Origin of the sequence: Chelatococcus sp. GCM10030263 (assembly GCF_042666455.1) — a bacterium.
GTDB lineage: Bacteria > Pseudomonadota > Alphaproteobacteria > Rhizobiales > Beijerinckiaceae > Chelatococcus.
The window spans coordinates 887,206-901,013 of sequence record NZ_JBHTDB010000003.1 but is presented as its reverse complement, the minus strand read 5'-3'; the positions used below and the strand labels follow the sequence as shown (position 1 = coordinate 901,013).

Genomic DNA, 13,808 nt, shown 5'->3' with positions numbered 1-13,808 from the left:
TCTCAAACTCCAGCGGCGTGCTTGATCGCAGCGCGGATGCGATGATAGGTGCCGCATCGGCAGACATTGCCCGACATGGCGGCGTCGATGTCTTCGTCAGTCGGCTTCGGCGTGTCCCTTAGGAGAGCTGCCGCCGACATGATCTGGCCGGACTGGCAATAGCCGCACTGAACCACCTCCAGTTCCAGCCACGCCTTCTGCACAGCCGCCCCTTGCGGCGACTGACCAATCGCCTCGATCGTCGTGATCGCGCTCTCGCCGACGCTGTCGACCGGCGTCTGGCAGGAGCGGACCGGCTGGCCGTCGAGATGCACAGTGCAGGCGCCGCACAGCGACTGGCCGCACCCGAATTTGGTCCCGGTCATACCAATTACGTCGCGCAACACCCACAGCAGTGCGATGTCGCCGTCGACATCGACCACATGGGGCGTACCGTTGATCTTCAACGTGAAAGCCATGAATGCCTCTCTGCGGCTCAGCTTGAGATTGCGCGGTCGACTGACCTGGACGGCGGTCGGCCGGCTGTGTGGATCAATGAGGACATGTCGCTCATGGACGAACGCGAATAATCGTCTTTCCCGCGCGTCGCTCCTTCGAGTTGAAGGCGGCGACGGCATCGTCGAGGGGCGCGACGGTGCCGATGTTCGTCCGCAGTCGTCCGTCCCGCACACGCTGGACGATCTCACTCAATTGGACACGATCGGCCTCGACAACGAAGTCAACCGCCAGACCGTCGGCAGGACGCGCCTCGGCCGGTCCGACGATCGTCACCAGCGTTCCTCCAGCTCGAATCAAGGCTGCGGACCGCTTCTGGATTTCGCCCCCGATGACATCAAACACCAGATCGACTCCGCCAACGTCTTCCAGGGCGTCATTCTCGAGGTCGACGAATTCCTTCGCGCCAAAGTCGAGTGCCTTCTGACGGTCGGCAGCGCGTCCAGTGCCTATGACATAGGCTCCAGCCTCTCTTGCGAGCTGCGTCACCATCGAACCGACTGCGCCGGCCGCGCCGTGTGCGAGAACGCTCTGTCCTGCCTGAAGACGGCCATGCTGAAACAGTCCCTGCCATGCGGTAAGGCCCGAGATCGGCAGGCTCGCGCCCACCGTGAAGTCGACATCGCCCGGCAGTGCCGCCAGGCTGCGGGCCTCCATCGCTACATACTCGGCCAGTGTTCCGTCGCGATACCAGTCGGCGAGGCCGAATACCCGCTGCCCGACCGACAGGCCCGTCGTACCGTATCCGAGCGCGGTGACGACGCCGGCAAGTTCGTGTCCCGGGATCGACGGTGTTCGGTCCTGGTCACGGCGATCGGTCCAGGTCGAGGGCCAACCCAGCTCAGTGTTGACAAATCCCGCAGCATAAATCTGAACGACGACGTCATTTATCGCTGCCTGCGGCTCCGGCCTCTCCACCAGCTTCATCCCGGCCGTTCCCGCGGCCTGATCTTTCACAATGATTGCCTTCATGGTCATTGCTCCTCGCTCATTCGTCTCTTTGGTGCAGACGTCGCACCGATGGGCGCGTTTTGCTCAAGGACGAACGCGGATGATGGTTTTTCCCTTGCGTCGCTCGGTGCGATTGAAGACGGCCACAGCCTCGTCGAGGCACGAGATGACGCCGATGTTGGTCCGCAGCCGTCCGTCCCGCACCCGCTGCGCGATCTCACTCAGTTGAACGCGATTGGATTCGACAACGAAGTCCACGGCCAGTCCATCGGCGGGCCGTGTCTCCGCTGGTCCCATGATAGTCGCCAGCGTTCCTCCGGTTCGCACCAGGCGCGCGGAGCGCTTCGCGATGTCGCCGCCGAAAACATCGAAAACCAGATCGACGTCCCCGACATCTTCCAAGGCGTCGTTCTCGAGGTCTACGAATTCTTGCGCGCCGAAATCGAGCACCGTTTGACGATCACTGGCGCGTCCGGTGCCAATCACGTAGGCGCCTGCTTCGCGGGCGAGTTGGGTTACCATCGAACCCACCACGCCGGCCGCGCCGTGCGCGATGACTCTCTGGCCGGATTGCAGACGGCCGTGTTCGAACAATCCCTGCCACGCGGTCAGGCCAGACATCACCACGCTCGCGCCAACCGTGAAGTCGAGGTCACCTGGCAGCGGCGCCAGGTTGCGCGCCTCGACGGCCACATACTCAGCGAGTGTGCCGTCACGATACCAGTCGGTGAGGCCGAATACCCGCTGCCCGACTGACAGGCCCGTCGTACCATGTCCGAGAGCGGTGACGACTCCGGCCAGTTCGTGCCCGGGGATCACAGGCGTTCGGGAGCGGAACGACCGATCGGTCCAAGTCGGCGGCCAGGTCAACTCGTCCCAGGTGAATCCCGACGCATAAACCTGAACGACGACGTCATTTATCGCGGCCTGCGGCTCGGGACGTTCCACCAGCTTCATACCGGCCGTTCCAGCCGCCTGGTCTGTTACCACGATAGCTTTCATCGAGCACCTCCTTAGAGGTGATCAAAACTAAGACGTCGCGACTCGATGGTCTAATGACCTGTGGCTATGGAATCGATGCCACCGACCCAGCGCACAAAAACCATGACCGCAATGAGATTTGTTTTTAACTGGCAACACTCTCGACGGCGCGCAGTACGTGAGACCGTATTCGCCGAGGATCGGCGGAAAGGCGTAGATGTCGTCGAAATGACCATTCCCTGCGCGCCTTCGGGGCGCGGGTGGTAACTAAAAGAAGCGCGGTCACCGAGCGTGCCGACGAAGAGCCCGTCGGCGTGCAAGGATTGCAATTCGCCCGCCTCGAGACCTGTGACACGAGTCCACAACGACGAGCCGTCGCGCCCAGGGCGGAAACACGCGCACGCAAAGATCGGCGCCGAGCCGATGCATGCCAAAGTAGGCGAACTCACGAAATGCGCCAGTCATCGGCGGTTCCATTAGTGCGCTGGCGTCTGATCGACCCGGTCGTCCGTATCCGTAGCGCCCCATCGCGGCGGAGCACCAGATCGCGTATGATGTTGTCCAGCCAAGGCTTTGACCGTAATCCTCGAGTAAATTCGCGTGTTTCGTGACCGTAGTTCCGCGCCGGGCGCATCGAGCGCCGGCAGCTTGATCGTCATTGTTTGACGAAGCGATCACTCGACGGCGAGTTTATAATCCACACCCTCCCATCGATCCGCGGCCGGCCAATAGAGCGTGAACACAATCGCGTCGCCCGGCTTAAGGCGCGCCGTATCGAGATCGGCGAAGTGAGTGCCGAGGCCGCTGTCTTTGGTCGGTGTGACTTCGACGTTTTGCCAGCCGTCGGCACTCCAGTGGACTAACGCTGTCGAAAGAAGATCGATACGAAGCATTCGTCCCGCCCATATTCGGTGGCACTTGTTATTGAACCGCCAGAGACAATGGAGAGGGTGCATTTTCTCGACTTGATAGCGCTGCTTCGGTTGTGGCGGCATATCGAATACCCGCCCGTCGGCCAGCGATCGCAGAAGCTTGAGATGTTCTGAATGCGCCCAGGCCAACGGCATCGCTGAACCCGTGGGTCTGCCGTGGAAAAGCTCCCGCTCCGGGATATCCGCCGCGTCCCAGACTTGTTCTGGGAGAAGTTGACCGTCGTTGGCGAAACCTTCGAGCGCCGAGAGCAATTTTTTCGCCGCGGACTTGTCACCAGCGGCGAGTTCGTAGTGGGCTCGCTCTCCTGTCAGTAAGGGCCAAGGCCGACCTATTCCGGTGCCGTCGTATGGCCGGCCGTCCTCATGCTCCCCGTAGCCATCATTATTGTAGCGGTACCAGCACGGCCCTGCAGGCAAATCGACCTTGACCAAGGCATCGATCACCTGCACCGTGTTGCGAATGCGTGGATCATCCGCGGCTCGCAATCCGAAGCGCACGAGCGCAAGCGCGTCCGGGCTAACGACGAGCGAGGCCTTCTCGCTACTCTCTTCCGGGGGACGATTCTTGATCGGGATAAAGCCGTCTATTGGGTTCGCACCATCGGCGGTCTCTGGCGGGGAAATGCGGACGTAATAGCCGTCGACCCCGACCTGACGGGTGATCGGTGTATTGGTGGCATAGGTCCAATGCTCGACCAGGCTATTCCAGATGTCGGCGGTCTCACGAAGATAGGCTGCTAGGTGCGTTGAAGCGACGCGGTCGGCCAAATCGGCGGCCGCCAGCAATGCGGAAATTTCAACCGCGAGAGTAAATGTCGAGTAGCCACCATCTTCTTCCCATCGGTCTTGCCCCGTGACAGGTCCATTTCTGATGACGTACCCCGCCGCTCTCTCGATCATCTGCCAGAGGCTGGGCAAATCTGATTCGGTCAAAGCGCCTTCGCGCAGCGCGAGATCGACGAGCAGGATAGGAAAGGCACATTCGTCGAGCTGGACGCCGACCCAATACGGCGTGCCGTCGAGCCAGCTATTCTGGGGCCAGTGACCGTCCGCCTCCTGAATGCCCTGAAGGTATTTAATGATATTCCGCACTTCTTCTTTTGCCCCCACGGCCAATAGGCCGCCGGCGATCTGTACGAGGTCGCGCGGCCAGGTGAGGTGGTAGCCGCCGAGATCCTCGTCGCCCTTGGCAAAGCCCCAGGGAACGGACAGGCTTGCGATGTAGCCGCCGGCAAAGCTGCGAGCCTCATGCGTACGCAGCACGGCTGTGCTCACCCGATACATTCTATTGCTCGCTTGACGCCGAGTACGGTCAAGTGGCAGCAGCGTGTCATGCCAGGAGCGCCATCCGGCCACGTATTCCTTGAGAGTAGCGTCAAGGTTCTCCTTGAGGCTCATTTGAACGCGCAGCGCTGCCTCAGCTGGTGTCCTACCGAAGCCCAGCGCGAGGATGAAAGTCCCATCGCTCGCGGCCAAATTCACCTGGCCGGTCAGCGCGACATTGCCGTTGCGCGCGTGGTCGTAGCGCTGGTGGAGCGTGAAATGCCGCCGAAGTTCCTGCCAACCATCGGACACACCGACGAATCCGGCCGAGCTTGCGGTAAAGGGGACCGAGCAACCCAGGGCGAGCGCTGTCCCACCACCTTCGGCAAAAAGCATCGAGGAGCCTTTGTAGTCGTCGATCCACGCCGTGTTGCCGGCGCCCTTGTTGACAAGGTGCGGCGCCAGCAGAGCATAAAGCTGATAGTCCGTCGTTGCACCGACGAGAGCTTCAAACGTTACACGTTGAAGCAGCACATCCCGGCAAGGATCGATGAACACCAGCTTTTCGATTTGGTAGCGTGCGTTGTTACATACGCTGGTGATATTGAAAGCGGGTATGCCGTCAGCGATGGGTTGCGTTGTGCTATGTGCATCGCGCTTTTCTTCCGAGAAGAAGCTGTGGCCGTCGGTAATGATGAAGCCGAGGTCCCGCGTACACGCCTGATCGATACGCGGATAATAGATCTCGTTGAGGATGCCGTGGCTCAGCGTGAACCACACCCGGCTTTGTGGCTGTAAGGCTGTTCCGACGCCGCTTTTTGCAGTTGACGTCCATCGCGCTGGACTGCCTGGCCATCCCGGCGCTGAGTGTTCGAAAGCCATATCTATGCTTCCAGCTGAAAGAGGTTGCGTTGGATAGAGGGAGCAATTGGCGGATCGATCCGTATGGGCCGGCATTCGTCAGGCGTGGTTACGCCGAGAGCAGAGTCATAAAGCGCCAAATATTGCTGAGCGGATTGTCCCCAGGCGAAGTTTCGCGTCATGGCGCGGCGCTGAAGGCGCTTCCAGGCGGCGCTGTCCCGATACCACGATGCGGCGCGCAGCATGCTGTCGACCATGTCGTCAGCTGCGGCCTTGTCGAATAAGAAGCCGGTGCCGACAACATTGTCTGCGTTCATTACGCCAGCATCGTCGACAATATCCGCGATGCCGCCGACGGCGCGTGTGATGGGCAGCGCGCCGTAACGCATCCCGTACATGGTTGTCAGTCCGCACGGCTCGAAACGGGCAGGCGTGAGGGAAAGATCGCAGCCGGCAACAATGCGATGCGCGAGCGCCTCAGTATAGCCGAGGCGGACCGCAACGTTATTGGGGTACGCCTGCGCCGCGTGAGCGAAGTGTTCTTCGAACCTCCTGTCGCCGGTGCCATGGATCACGATCTGCGCACCTGTAGCGACAAGCTGCGGCAAGGCGTCAAGGACGACATCCGCCATCTTCTGGTCGGTTAGGCGGTTGACGTAGGCGATGATCGGAGACTGGCTTTCTTGCGGGAGACCTATCTCATCACGAAGCTGAGACTTGCAGTCGTCTTTTCCGCTGAGGTCGTCCGGGCTGTACTTGCGTGGCAACTCAATATCGTTGGAGGGATCCCAAACTCCGTAATCGACGCCATTGAGGATGCCGACGAGATCGCAAGCGCGGGATCGCAGCAGACCATCGAGTCCACAGCCATGTTCCGGGGTCAGGATTTCACGCGCATAAGTGGGACTTACCGTCGACAGACGGTCACTGTAGCGGATGGCCGCTTTGATAAAGGATCCTTGATTGTAGAACTCCAAACCTTCCGGAGACAATGCTTCGGTCGGGAGGCCAAGGGTCGAGAAAGAGGCTAGGGGAAAATTGCCTTGGAAGGCGAGGTTGTGAATCGTGAACACGCTTTTGGCGCGGCGTTCCCCGCTGAAATGCAGGAATGCGGAGACCATTCCGGTATGCCAGTCATTGGCGTGAACGATTTCCGGACACCAGGCGAGACTGGTCCTCCCCAATCCGACCAACGCCGCGGCGCGGCTGAACGATGCGAAACGGCGATCGTTGTCGGGCCAATTCTCACGACTTTCATCTTGATAAATACCGCCTTTGCGGGTGAAGAGCGCCGGCGCATCGAATAGGATGATGGGTATCTGCGTATCGGGCGTGCGCCCGACGAGTAGTCTGCCCTCGGGTACATCCCCGCCTGGCACGACGCGCAGGTCGCGCGCGAGATCGAGTGCTTGAGGATAGGCAGGGAGCATGACACGGACGTCCGCCCCCAGAGACGACATTGCGGCAGGAAGTGCGCTCGAGACGTCTGCGAGGCCCCCTGTCTTGGCCAGGGGGAATACTTCCGATGTCACGAACAGAATACGACGCGCGCGGGATGCCGTATCGAGTGCTTTGTTCATCGTATCCTGCGGTCTCCGATCATCCTTGTGCGCCACCGGAGAGGCCCGAGGCGGTCGTCGATGTGATGGACAATTGATCACGCGTCCACGCGCATATTGTTGGTAGCGCAGGAGCGCCGTCGTTCAAAAGAAAGTAGTAAGCGGCACCATTGGGCCATCTGACGAAAGGACTTGCGAGGCAACAACATCGCTGCACTGTCTTAGTTGATGGGACGTTGAAAGCGGCGAGCCGCATACCGTCGTCGCAACAGGTTGACGTCTAGGTCGTCGCCGACGAATCAGGGTTGAGGCTACGCTGTTGTGAAGCCGGCCTTATCGGTGGCGAATGGATCCGGATGCCATTCGCGGGATATATATCTGAACGGTGCCGTCCGGCATGACTTAGTGTTACGAAATCCTCTCGGCGATCGCTCATACGATAGCCGGGACCCGCATCCGGGCTTTGGCGTTACGCGCATGAGACGACACTTCCGAGGACCCTCGGAGACGGTCGACGCGACCGGATAGAACTCAGATCGACCCCGCCGGAGCAACGGCCGGAAAGTCCTTCTCGGGATCGAACACGTTATTGAAAAAATTCGTCAGGGAGTACATGGCCACCAATGCGACGATCTCAATAATGTTCGCATCCGAGTAGCCAGCATCGCGAACGGCCTTCAGATCGGCGTCACTGACATGGCCGCGGGTCTCGATGACTTTGCGCGCGAACTGAACGGCAGCATCCCGCTTCGGCTCACTGGCGTGACCCTTCCGAGCGAGAATGATTTCTTCGGCCGGCAGTTTGGCCATATGTTCAGCCGTAAAGCTGTGAACCGTCAGGCAATAATTGCAGCCATTCACTTCGGACACAGCAAGGCCGATGCTGTCGCGCGTCTTCACGTCGAGCACCTTACTCAAGGAGCCGAGCAGGGAGGCCCATGCATTGAACGCGATCGGGCTCTGCGCGAAGCTCGCCATCATATTCGGCGTGAACCCGATGTTCTTAGTGAAGGTATCGAGAGTTTGTTTGCAATCGGCCGGCACGTGTTCCGGCGTTAGAGCTGCGGTCCTTGCCATCGTAGTCTCCCGACGTTGCTGGTTTTACTAATTTGAGGAAAGTCCATATGTGAACCGTCTCATGGCTCACCTCGCGCGCAGGCGTCGGATCGAAACTGATCCGGCCTTCACGCGGGAGGTACCTTGCAGTCGCCTCCCACATGGAGGACGCTTACTCGTTCGGCGCTATCGCCGGCGAGGTTATTGGACTGGTGCGATCGCGGGTAATTCCGTTTGACGTCGGTGAGAGCCTCGACGACGGACTGATGCCTTGTGTTGTTCATCGTTGCCGAGAACCGCCCGCCGCCGCTGTTTCGCAACCGCCGGACGATCTGAGCCGGTCGGCCGTATCGGACTGATTAAGCAACTCAATCCGCGGGCTGCTTCCCCGCCGCCGCCCTTCCAAGACCGGAGTCCGCGACTATATGAAATCCAGCACATCGGGTACCGGACGGCGCGGCTTCTGCGGCCAGTTTCCCGGACGCTCCGCGCCTACAGACAACAGCATGACCGGCACCTCGTCCTCGGCTAGTCCGAACTCGCGGTGTACCGCTTCGTCATCAAAACCGATCATCGGTGTCGAACCTAAGCCCCACGAGCGGGCCACATAGATCATCGCCGCTGCGCCGAAGGTTGCGGTGCGTACCGCCTCGTCGCGCTGACGCTGCGGATAGTCTCTATACAGATCGCGTGCGGGATTTTCCCATTCCGGAACCAACCTTTCCGGCATGATGCCCGCTTCAACCACCGGTGCCAGGCGATCTGGTATTACGCTGAAGTCGGCCAATTGGCCGCAGACGATGAAGGTAACAGACGCCTCAATGATCGCGGGCTGGTTCCAGGCGATCGGAAGCAGCCGGGCTTTGGCCTCAGGCGTGCGTACGGCGATGAAGCGCCAGTTCTGCAAGTGGAAAGATGTCGGCGCGGTGGTGCCAATTCGCACCAGCTCTTGGATTTGATCGTCGCTCAAAGTGGCGGCAGGGTCATAATACTTGGTGGATCTGCGGCTCAGGATAGTTTCGACGACCGCGTTGGTCATGGTGATTCCATCAGTCATAGAGATTCCTATGGGTGGAGGAATGGTTGAGGTAGGCGATTGCTTTCGCGTTCTTTGCTAGAAATGCTGTGGTGCTGAGGCCTTTCAGAGATCTGATCCCTGAGTCTTGGGGGGTGTCCGAAGGCGAAGGTTGAACAGTGCGGCCTCGCTTCACGATGCTCGGTGCAAGGCGGCGGCTTGACCTGTGACACATCAGTGTCAACCACGTTGGCGATCGGGCCGGCTGGAGCCAGCCTGCTCATCAACGCGAGCACCGCCAGGCCGCGATCGGCAACAGCCGGCCGACGAATTTCGGTGATTTCACGGAAGGTCTCCTTAGTTGCCCGCGCGCGGCACGCCGGCCCGGCAAAATGACTTCGTCGAACCTCGAGGTGGGTAAGTGTTCGGCCGACCGAGTGGACCTCACGATTGAACGCAGCGGAGCGCATTGGAAATTCCTTTTGGATATGCATTCGATAGGCGTGGGATATCGTCGCCTTGAGGCCCCGTGTGTGCGCCCCGCGGTCGACGCTCAGGCATCGAGCAGTGCGGCGTAGTCGGGATGTCTTTCCGCGTAGGAAGACATGAATTGGCACTTCGCGATGTTCGTTTCCCATCGCGTCCAAGGCTTCGCTATGCCAAGCAGCCAGCTGCGATCCGCCTCCAGGGCGAATAGCTCTGGCGTCACCATCGTCTGGCGCAGGTCGGCCCGCCGTCTTCAATGTGCGACCGCGAGCGCACCGCCGCTTAAACCGGCTCACGGCGGGAATGCCCCGGATGTCGCATTCCATCGTTGCTCCCGCGCACATTAGCCAAAGAGAGTTAGCGGGCTCGTGAGCAATTGTTAGTCGGCCACAACCACGGCCGTGTTGTGCGCGCGTGTCGTGTCTCTGGACGAACGGCGACGGATTGTGGATTCGCGGCGCGATCCGAAGACTTACCATTCCGGCGCAGCGGCGCGCGGTACTGCTCTGGCATGACGGGCATAGTCGCGTTGCGCGACGGGTCGCGTGCCGAGGACGGTACAAGGCTTGTCGCGCGAAGGCCCCGCTCCGAACGAGTCTCGCTCACCCGATGAGTAGAGTATCGCCGCGACCTGGCCGCATAGCATCCGAAACTTGAGCGAAAGCCATCGGGAAGGTTCGCATGAACATCCTCCACATTGATTGCAGCCCGCGGCCAGAATCGCACAGCCGCCAGCTTTCGGCAGCGATCGTCAAAAAGCTCCTTGAGGTTGCGCCCCGCGCGAGCATCAGCCGACGAGACTTTGCCGCGGCTCCGGTGCCGCACGCGTCACCCGACTATGCGACCACCCTGTCGTCGCCGGCGACGTTGGCTGCGCCGCTGAAGGGCGCGCTTGATCGCTCCGAAGTGCTTATTCGGGAAGTCGAGTCGGCCGATGTGATCGTCATTGGAACGCCCATGCACAACCTCACCGTTCCGTCGGTCCTCAAAGCGTGGATCGACCAAATCCTGCGCGTCGGCCGCACGTTTAGGTCGACGCCGGCAGGGAAGGTTGGAATGCTGAGCGACCGCCCGGTGTTTGTGGGCATTGCTTCTGGGGGCGTCTTTGCGGGCGAGAAAGCCAATCAGCCCGATTTCCTCAGGCCATATTTGTCGGTGGTGCTGGGTTCCATCGGGCTGAAAACACTACAATTCTTCCCCTTGCAGGCCACCGCATTTCTCGCCGGGGACCAGGCGAGGTTAGCGAGGGAGAAAGCGCTCGCGGCGATCGACCTGACGGTCGTGGCGGAGGTTCCACGTCGGGCGACTGCAGACGGAGCGTAACATGAAGATCGTCGTGTTCGGTGGCACTGGCCTGATCGGCTCGAAGACCGTTGCCATTCTGCGCGAGAGCGGCCATCAGGTTGTTGCGGCATCGCCCAAAGGGGGCGTCAACACCGTCACCGGAGAAGGCCTCAAAGTAGCGATCGCCGGCGCGCAGGTCGTGATCGATCTTTCGGATGCGCATTCAATTGACCGCGGGGCGGTGTCGGAGTTCTTCGAGACCTCCGGCCGCAACCTTATCACCGTGGAGGCCGCGGCCGGCATTCGCCACCATGTGACGCTATCCATCGTCGGGGCCGACAGGGTCCCCGGCCAAGACTATTACCGCGCCAAGGTCACCCAAGAGAAACTGATCGAGGCGTCCGGTATCCCCTACACAATCGTCCGTTCGACCCAATTCCTTGAATTCCTCGGCGCCATCGCCGATGCGAGCACGGATGGAGGCGTCGTCAGGCTTGCGCCTGGCCTGCTTCAGCCTATCGCGGCTGATGATGTCGCCGCCTTCGTCGCCGAAGTCGGCGTCACTAATCCAAGAAATGGGATCGTCGAGATCGCGGGACCGGAGCGAGCGCCGTCCAACGAAATCGTTGCTCGCTATTTGAACGCTGTTGGCGACCGGCGCAAGGTCGTGAAAGATCCCGAAGCACGATATTTCGGCGGGCGACTCGAAGAGACGTCGCTCGTACCATTGGGTGAGGCCCGTATCGGCCGTCTCAACCTCGAGGAGTGGTTACGCCGCTCGCGAAAAGAGGCTGATCAGGTCCTTGCGGGCCGAGTCGGCACTGGCCGATGCGGAGGCCCGACAATCAATCAAGCCAGCCGGTGATGTCTTGCGTTTTACCCAGAGCCTCCCACAAGAACTGCCTCAGTGTCAAAGAAGGAGCAAGCCCATGAAAGCCATCATCGCCACCATCTGCGTCGCCTTCGCACTTTCGATGCCGGTCCCCACCTCCGCCCGCGATGGCGAAGCGGAAACCGTCGCGAAGAACTTCGAGGCGACTATTCCCAATATCCCCGGCAAGTCGCTGATTGCCGTGGAAGTCAATTACGCACCGGGCGCAGCGTCCCCGTCCCACACCCACGCGAAGTCGGCATTCATCTACGCCTATGTGATCTCGGGCGCGGTCGAGTCGAAGGTGAATGATGGCGCAACACGCATCTATCGAGCAGGCGAGAGTTGGTCTGAACCGCCGGGTGCAACCCATTCGATCAGCCGCAACGCCAGCAAGACCGAGCCGGCGAAGCTGCTCGCCGTCTTCGTCCTCGACACCGATGACAAAGTGCTGACCACGCCCGTCAAATAAGCCTCAGGGAACGGCGACGTGACCAAGCGGCTCGCCAATAGAGGATCGTGGTTGCCGGTCGCCGCGTTCCGGTATGAGGTCGGGCGGAACGCAATAAGCCGTCTACTGCAATAGGAAGTCGACGTCTTCTTTCTTGTCGATTTTTCGGAGACGAGACGGCGATCACCGAAGCCTCAGGCGGCTCGCATGGTGGGCAACGGACCCGGAATCTCGAGATTCCGAATTCAGCACGGTTCATCGTCCCGAAATGCCACTGCACGTCACTTCGTCAGTGGACAGCCACTTTCCTTCGCAGTGAGGAACGCCCGATCGCCCGGCACCACGGCGAGCTGTTTGTAGTAATCCCACGGCTTCTTCGACTCCGAGGGCGCCTTTACCTCGAACAAGTACATGTCGTGCACCATGCGGCCGTTGGCCAATACCTTGCCTTTCGCGAATGCGTCGTCGACCGGGAGCTCTTTTAACTTCCTAGCGACTGCGTCGGAGTTCTTGGTACCGGCGGCCTTCACAGCCTTCAAATAGCTCAACGTTGCCGAATAGGTGCCGGCATGGTTCGTGTTCGGCATGCGTCCGGTGCGCTCGAAGAAGCGTTTTGAGAAAGCGCGGCTCCGGTCGTCGTGATCCCAGTAGAAACCTTCAGTCAGCACCAGGCCTTGTGCCGCGTCGAGACCGAGGCCGTGAACCTCGGAGAGCGTCATCAGAAGGGCGGCAAGCTTCTGGCCCTGGCGGAAGATGCCGAATTCGGCTGCCTGCTTGATCGAGTTGCTGGTATCCTGGCCGGCATTTGCGAGACCGATGATTTTCGCCTTCGAGCTCTGGGCCTGCAGCAGGAAGGAGGAGAAGTCCGACGAGTTCAGTGGCACGCGAACCGAGCCGACGACCCTGCCGCCGGCATGGGTGACGATCTCGCTGGTGTCCTTTTCCAGCGCGTGGCCGAACGCGTAATCAGCGGTTAGAAAGAACCAGGTGTCGCCGCCGGCCTTTACCAGTGCACCGCCGGTACTGACTGCAATCGCGTGGTTGTCGTAGGCCCAGTGGAATCCGTAAGGCGTGCACGCATCGCCGGTGAGGCGCGACGTTCCGGAGCCAACCACGATATCGATCTTCTTCTTTTCGTTGGAGAGTTCCTGCACCGCCAGCGCGACTGTCGACGTGGTCAGCTCGGTGATCATGTCGACGCCATCGGCATCATACCAGCGCCGCGCAATCGCGACAGCAAGATCGGGCCTGTTCTGGTGATCAGCGGTGACCAGCTCGACTTTGTGGCCGAACACCTCGCCGCCGAAATCCTCGATGGCCATCCGGGCGGCTTCGACCGAATATTTGCCGCCGTAGTCGGCATAGACACCGGACTGGTCATTGAGGACGCCGATCTTGACGCCCTGCGCTGACGCCGGCGCCGAGACCAATAGACCGCACGCCGCGACCGCAGCGATAAATCCCAAGTTCATTTTATGGTTCCCCACAGCCAATAGTATTGCCTCTCCAGGCCCGCAGCTCCGGACCGTTGTCCTGATGTGCTGATCGGGCCGAGGCTCGAAGGGTGAGCGCCGAGGGCAAGGCTGTGCACCTTTTGAGATGT

General features: G+C 60.5%; 11 protein-coding genes. 3 read left to right on the top strand and 8 right to left on the bottom strand.

The features are described 5' to 3' along the window. Positions 1-2 precede the first annotated feature (2 nt). The 7 genes from ACFQU1_RS08775 to ACFQU1_RS08745 form a co-directional block, all read right to left on the bottom strand. Complete coding sequence (locus ACFQU1_RS08775; protein WP_378131391.1) at positions 3-458, bottom strand: (2Fe-2S)-binding protein; 456 nt, start codon at positions 456-458, stop codon at positions 3-5. Between the two features lie 91 nt (positions 459-549). Then, entirely contained in the window at positions 550-1,467 is a 918-nt protein-coding gene (locus ACFQU1_RS08770) for an NADP-dependent oxidoreductase (RefSeq protein WP_378131389.1), read from the bottom strand. 63 nt (positions 1,468-1,530) lie between these two features. Continuing rightward, positions 1,531-2,448, bottom strand: a complete 918-nt coding sequence (locus ACFQU1_RS08765; protein WP_378131387.1) for an NADP-dependent oxidoreductase — start codon at positions 2,446-2,448, stop codon at positions 1,531-1,533. A gap of 653 nt (positions 2,449-3,101) precedes the next feature. Continuing rightward, on the bottom strand, positions 3,102-5,504 hold the full coding sequence (locus tag ACFQU1_RS08760) for a glucan 1,4-alpha-glucosidase (protein WP_378131385.1): 2,403 nt from the start codon (positions 5,502-5,504) through the stop codon (positions 3,102-3,104). A 2-nt stretch (positions 5,505-5,506) separates the two neighbouring features. Beyond that, positions 5,507-7,063: a glycogen synthase GlgA gene (gene glgA / locus ACFQU1_RS08755; RefSeq protein ID WP_378131383.1), complete on the bottom strand. Its 1,557-nt coding sequence runs from the start codon at positions 7,061-7,063 to the stop codon at positions 5,507-5,509. Positions 7,064-7,573: 510 nt separating this feature from the next. Then, the gene (locus tag ACFQU1_RS08750; RefSeq protein WP_378131381.1) at positions 7,574-8,119 is read right to left on the bottom strand and encodes a carboxymuconolactone decarboxylase family protein; all 546 of its coding nucleotides are present in this window, start codon (positions 8,117-8,119) and stop codon (positions 7,574-7,576) included. A 400-nt stretch (positions 8,120-8,519) separates the two neighbouring features. After that, entirely contained in the window at positions 8,520-9,137 is a 618-nt protein-coding gene (locus ACFQU1_RS08745) for a nitroreductase family protein (protein ID WP_378131379.1), read from the bottom strand. A 1,143-nt stretch (positions 9,138-10,280) separates the two neighbouring features. Here ACFQU1_RS08745 and ACFQU1_RS08740 point away from each other — a divergent pair. The 3 genes from ACFQU1_RS08740 to ACFQU1_RS08730 all read left to right on the top strand — a co-directional run bounded on the left by ACFQU1_RS08740 (position 10,281) and on the right by ACFQU1_RS08730 (position 12,226). Beyond that, positions 10,281-10,922 carry an FMN-dependent NADH-azoreductase gene (locus ACFQU1_RS08740; protein WP_378131377.1) on the top strand — a complete coding sequence of 214 codons (642 nt, stop codon included), beginning with the start codon at positions 10,281-10,283 and terminating at the stop codon, positions 10,920-10,922. 1 nt (position 10,923) lies between these two features. Beyond that, complete coding sequence (locus ACFQU1_RS08735; RefSeq protein WP_378131375.1) at positions 10,924-11,748, top strand: SDR family oxidoreductase; 825 nt, start codon at positions 10,924-10,926, stop codon at positions 11,746-11,748. A 64-nt stretch (positions 11,749-11,812) separates the two neighbouring features. Further along, on the top strand, positions 11,813-12,226 hold the full coding sequence (locus tag ACFQU1_RS08730) for a cupin domain-containing protein (protein ID WP_378131373.1): 414 nt from the start codon (positions 11,813-11,815) through the stop codon (positions 12,224-12,226). 260 nt (positions 12,227-12,486) lie between these two features. Here ACFQU1_RS08730 and ACFQU1_RS08725 read toward each other — a convergent pair whose 3' ends face one another. After that, the gene (locus ACFQU1_RS08725; protein WP_378131371.1) at positions 12,487-13,677 is read right to left on the bottom strand and encodes an ABC transporter substrate-binding protein; all 1,191 of its coding nucleotides are present in this window, start codon (positions 13,675-13,677) and stop codon (positions 12,487-12,489) included. Between the last annotated feature and the right edge of the window lie 131 nt (positions 13,678-13,808).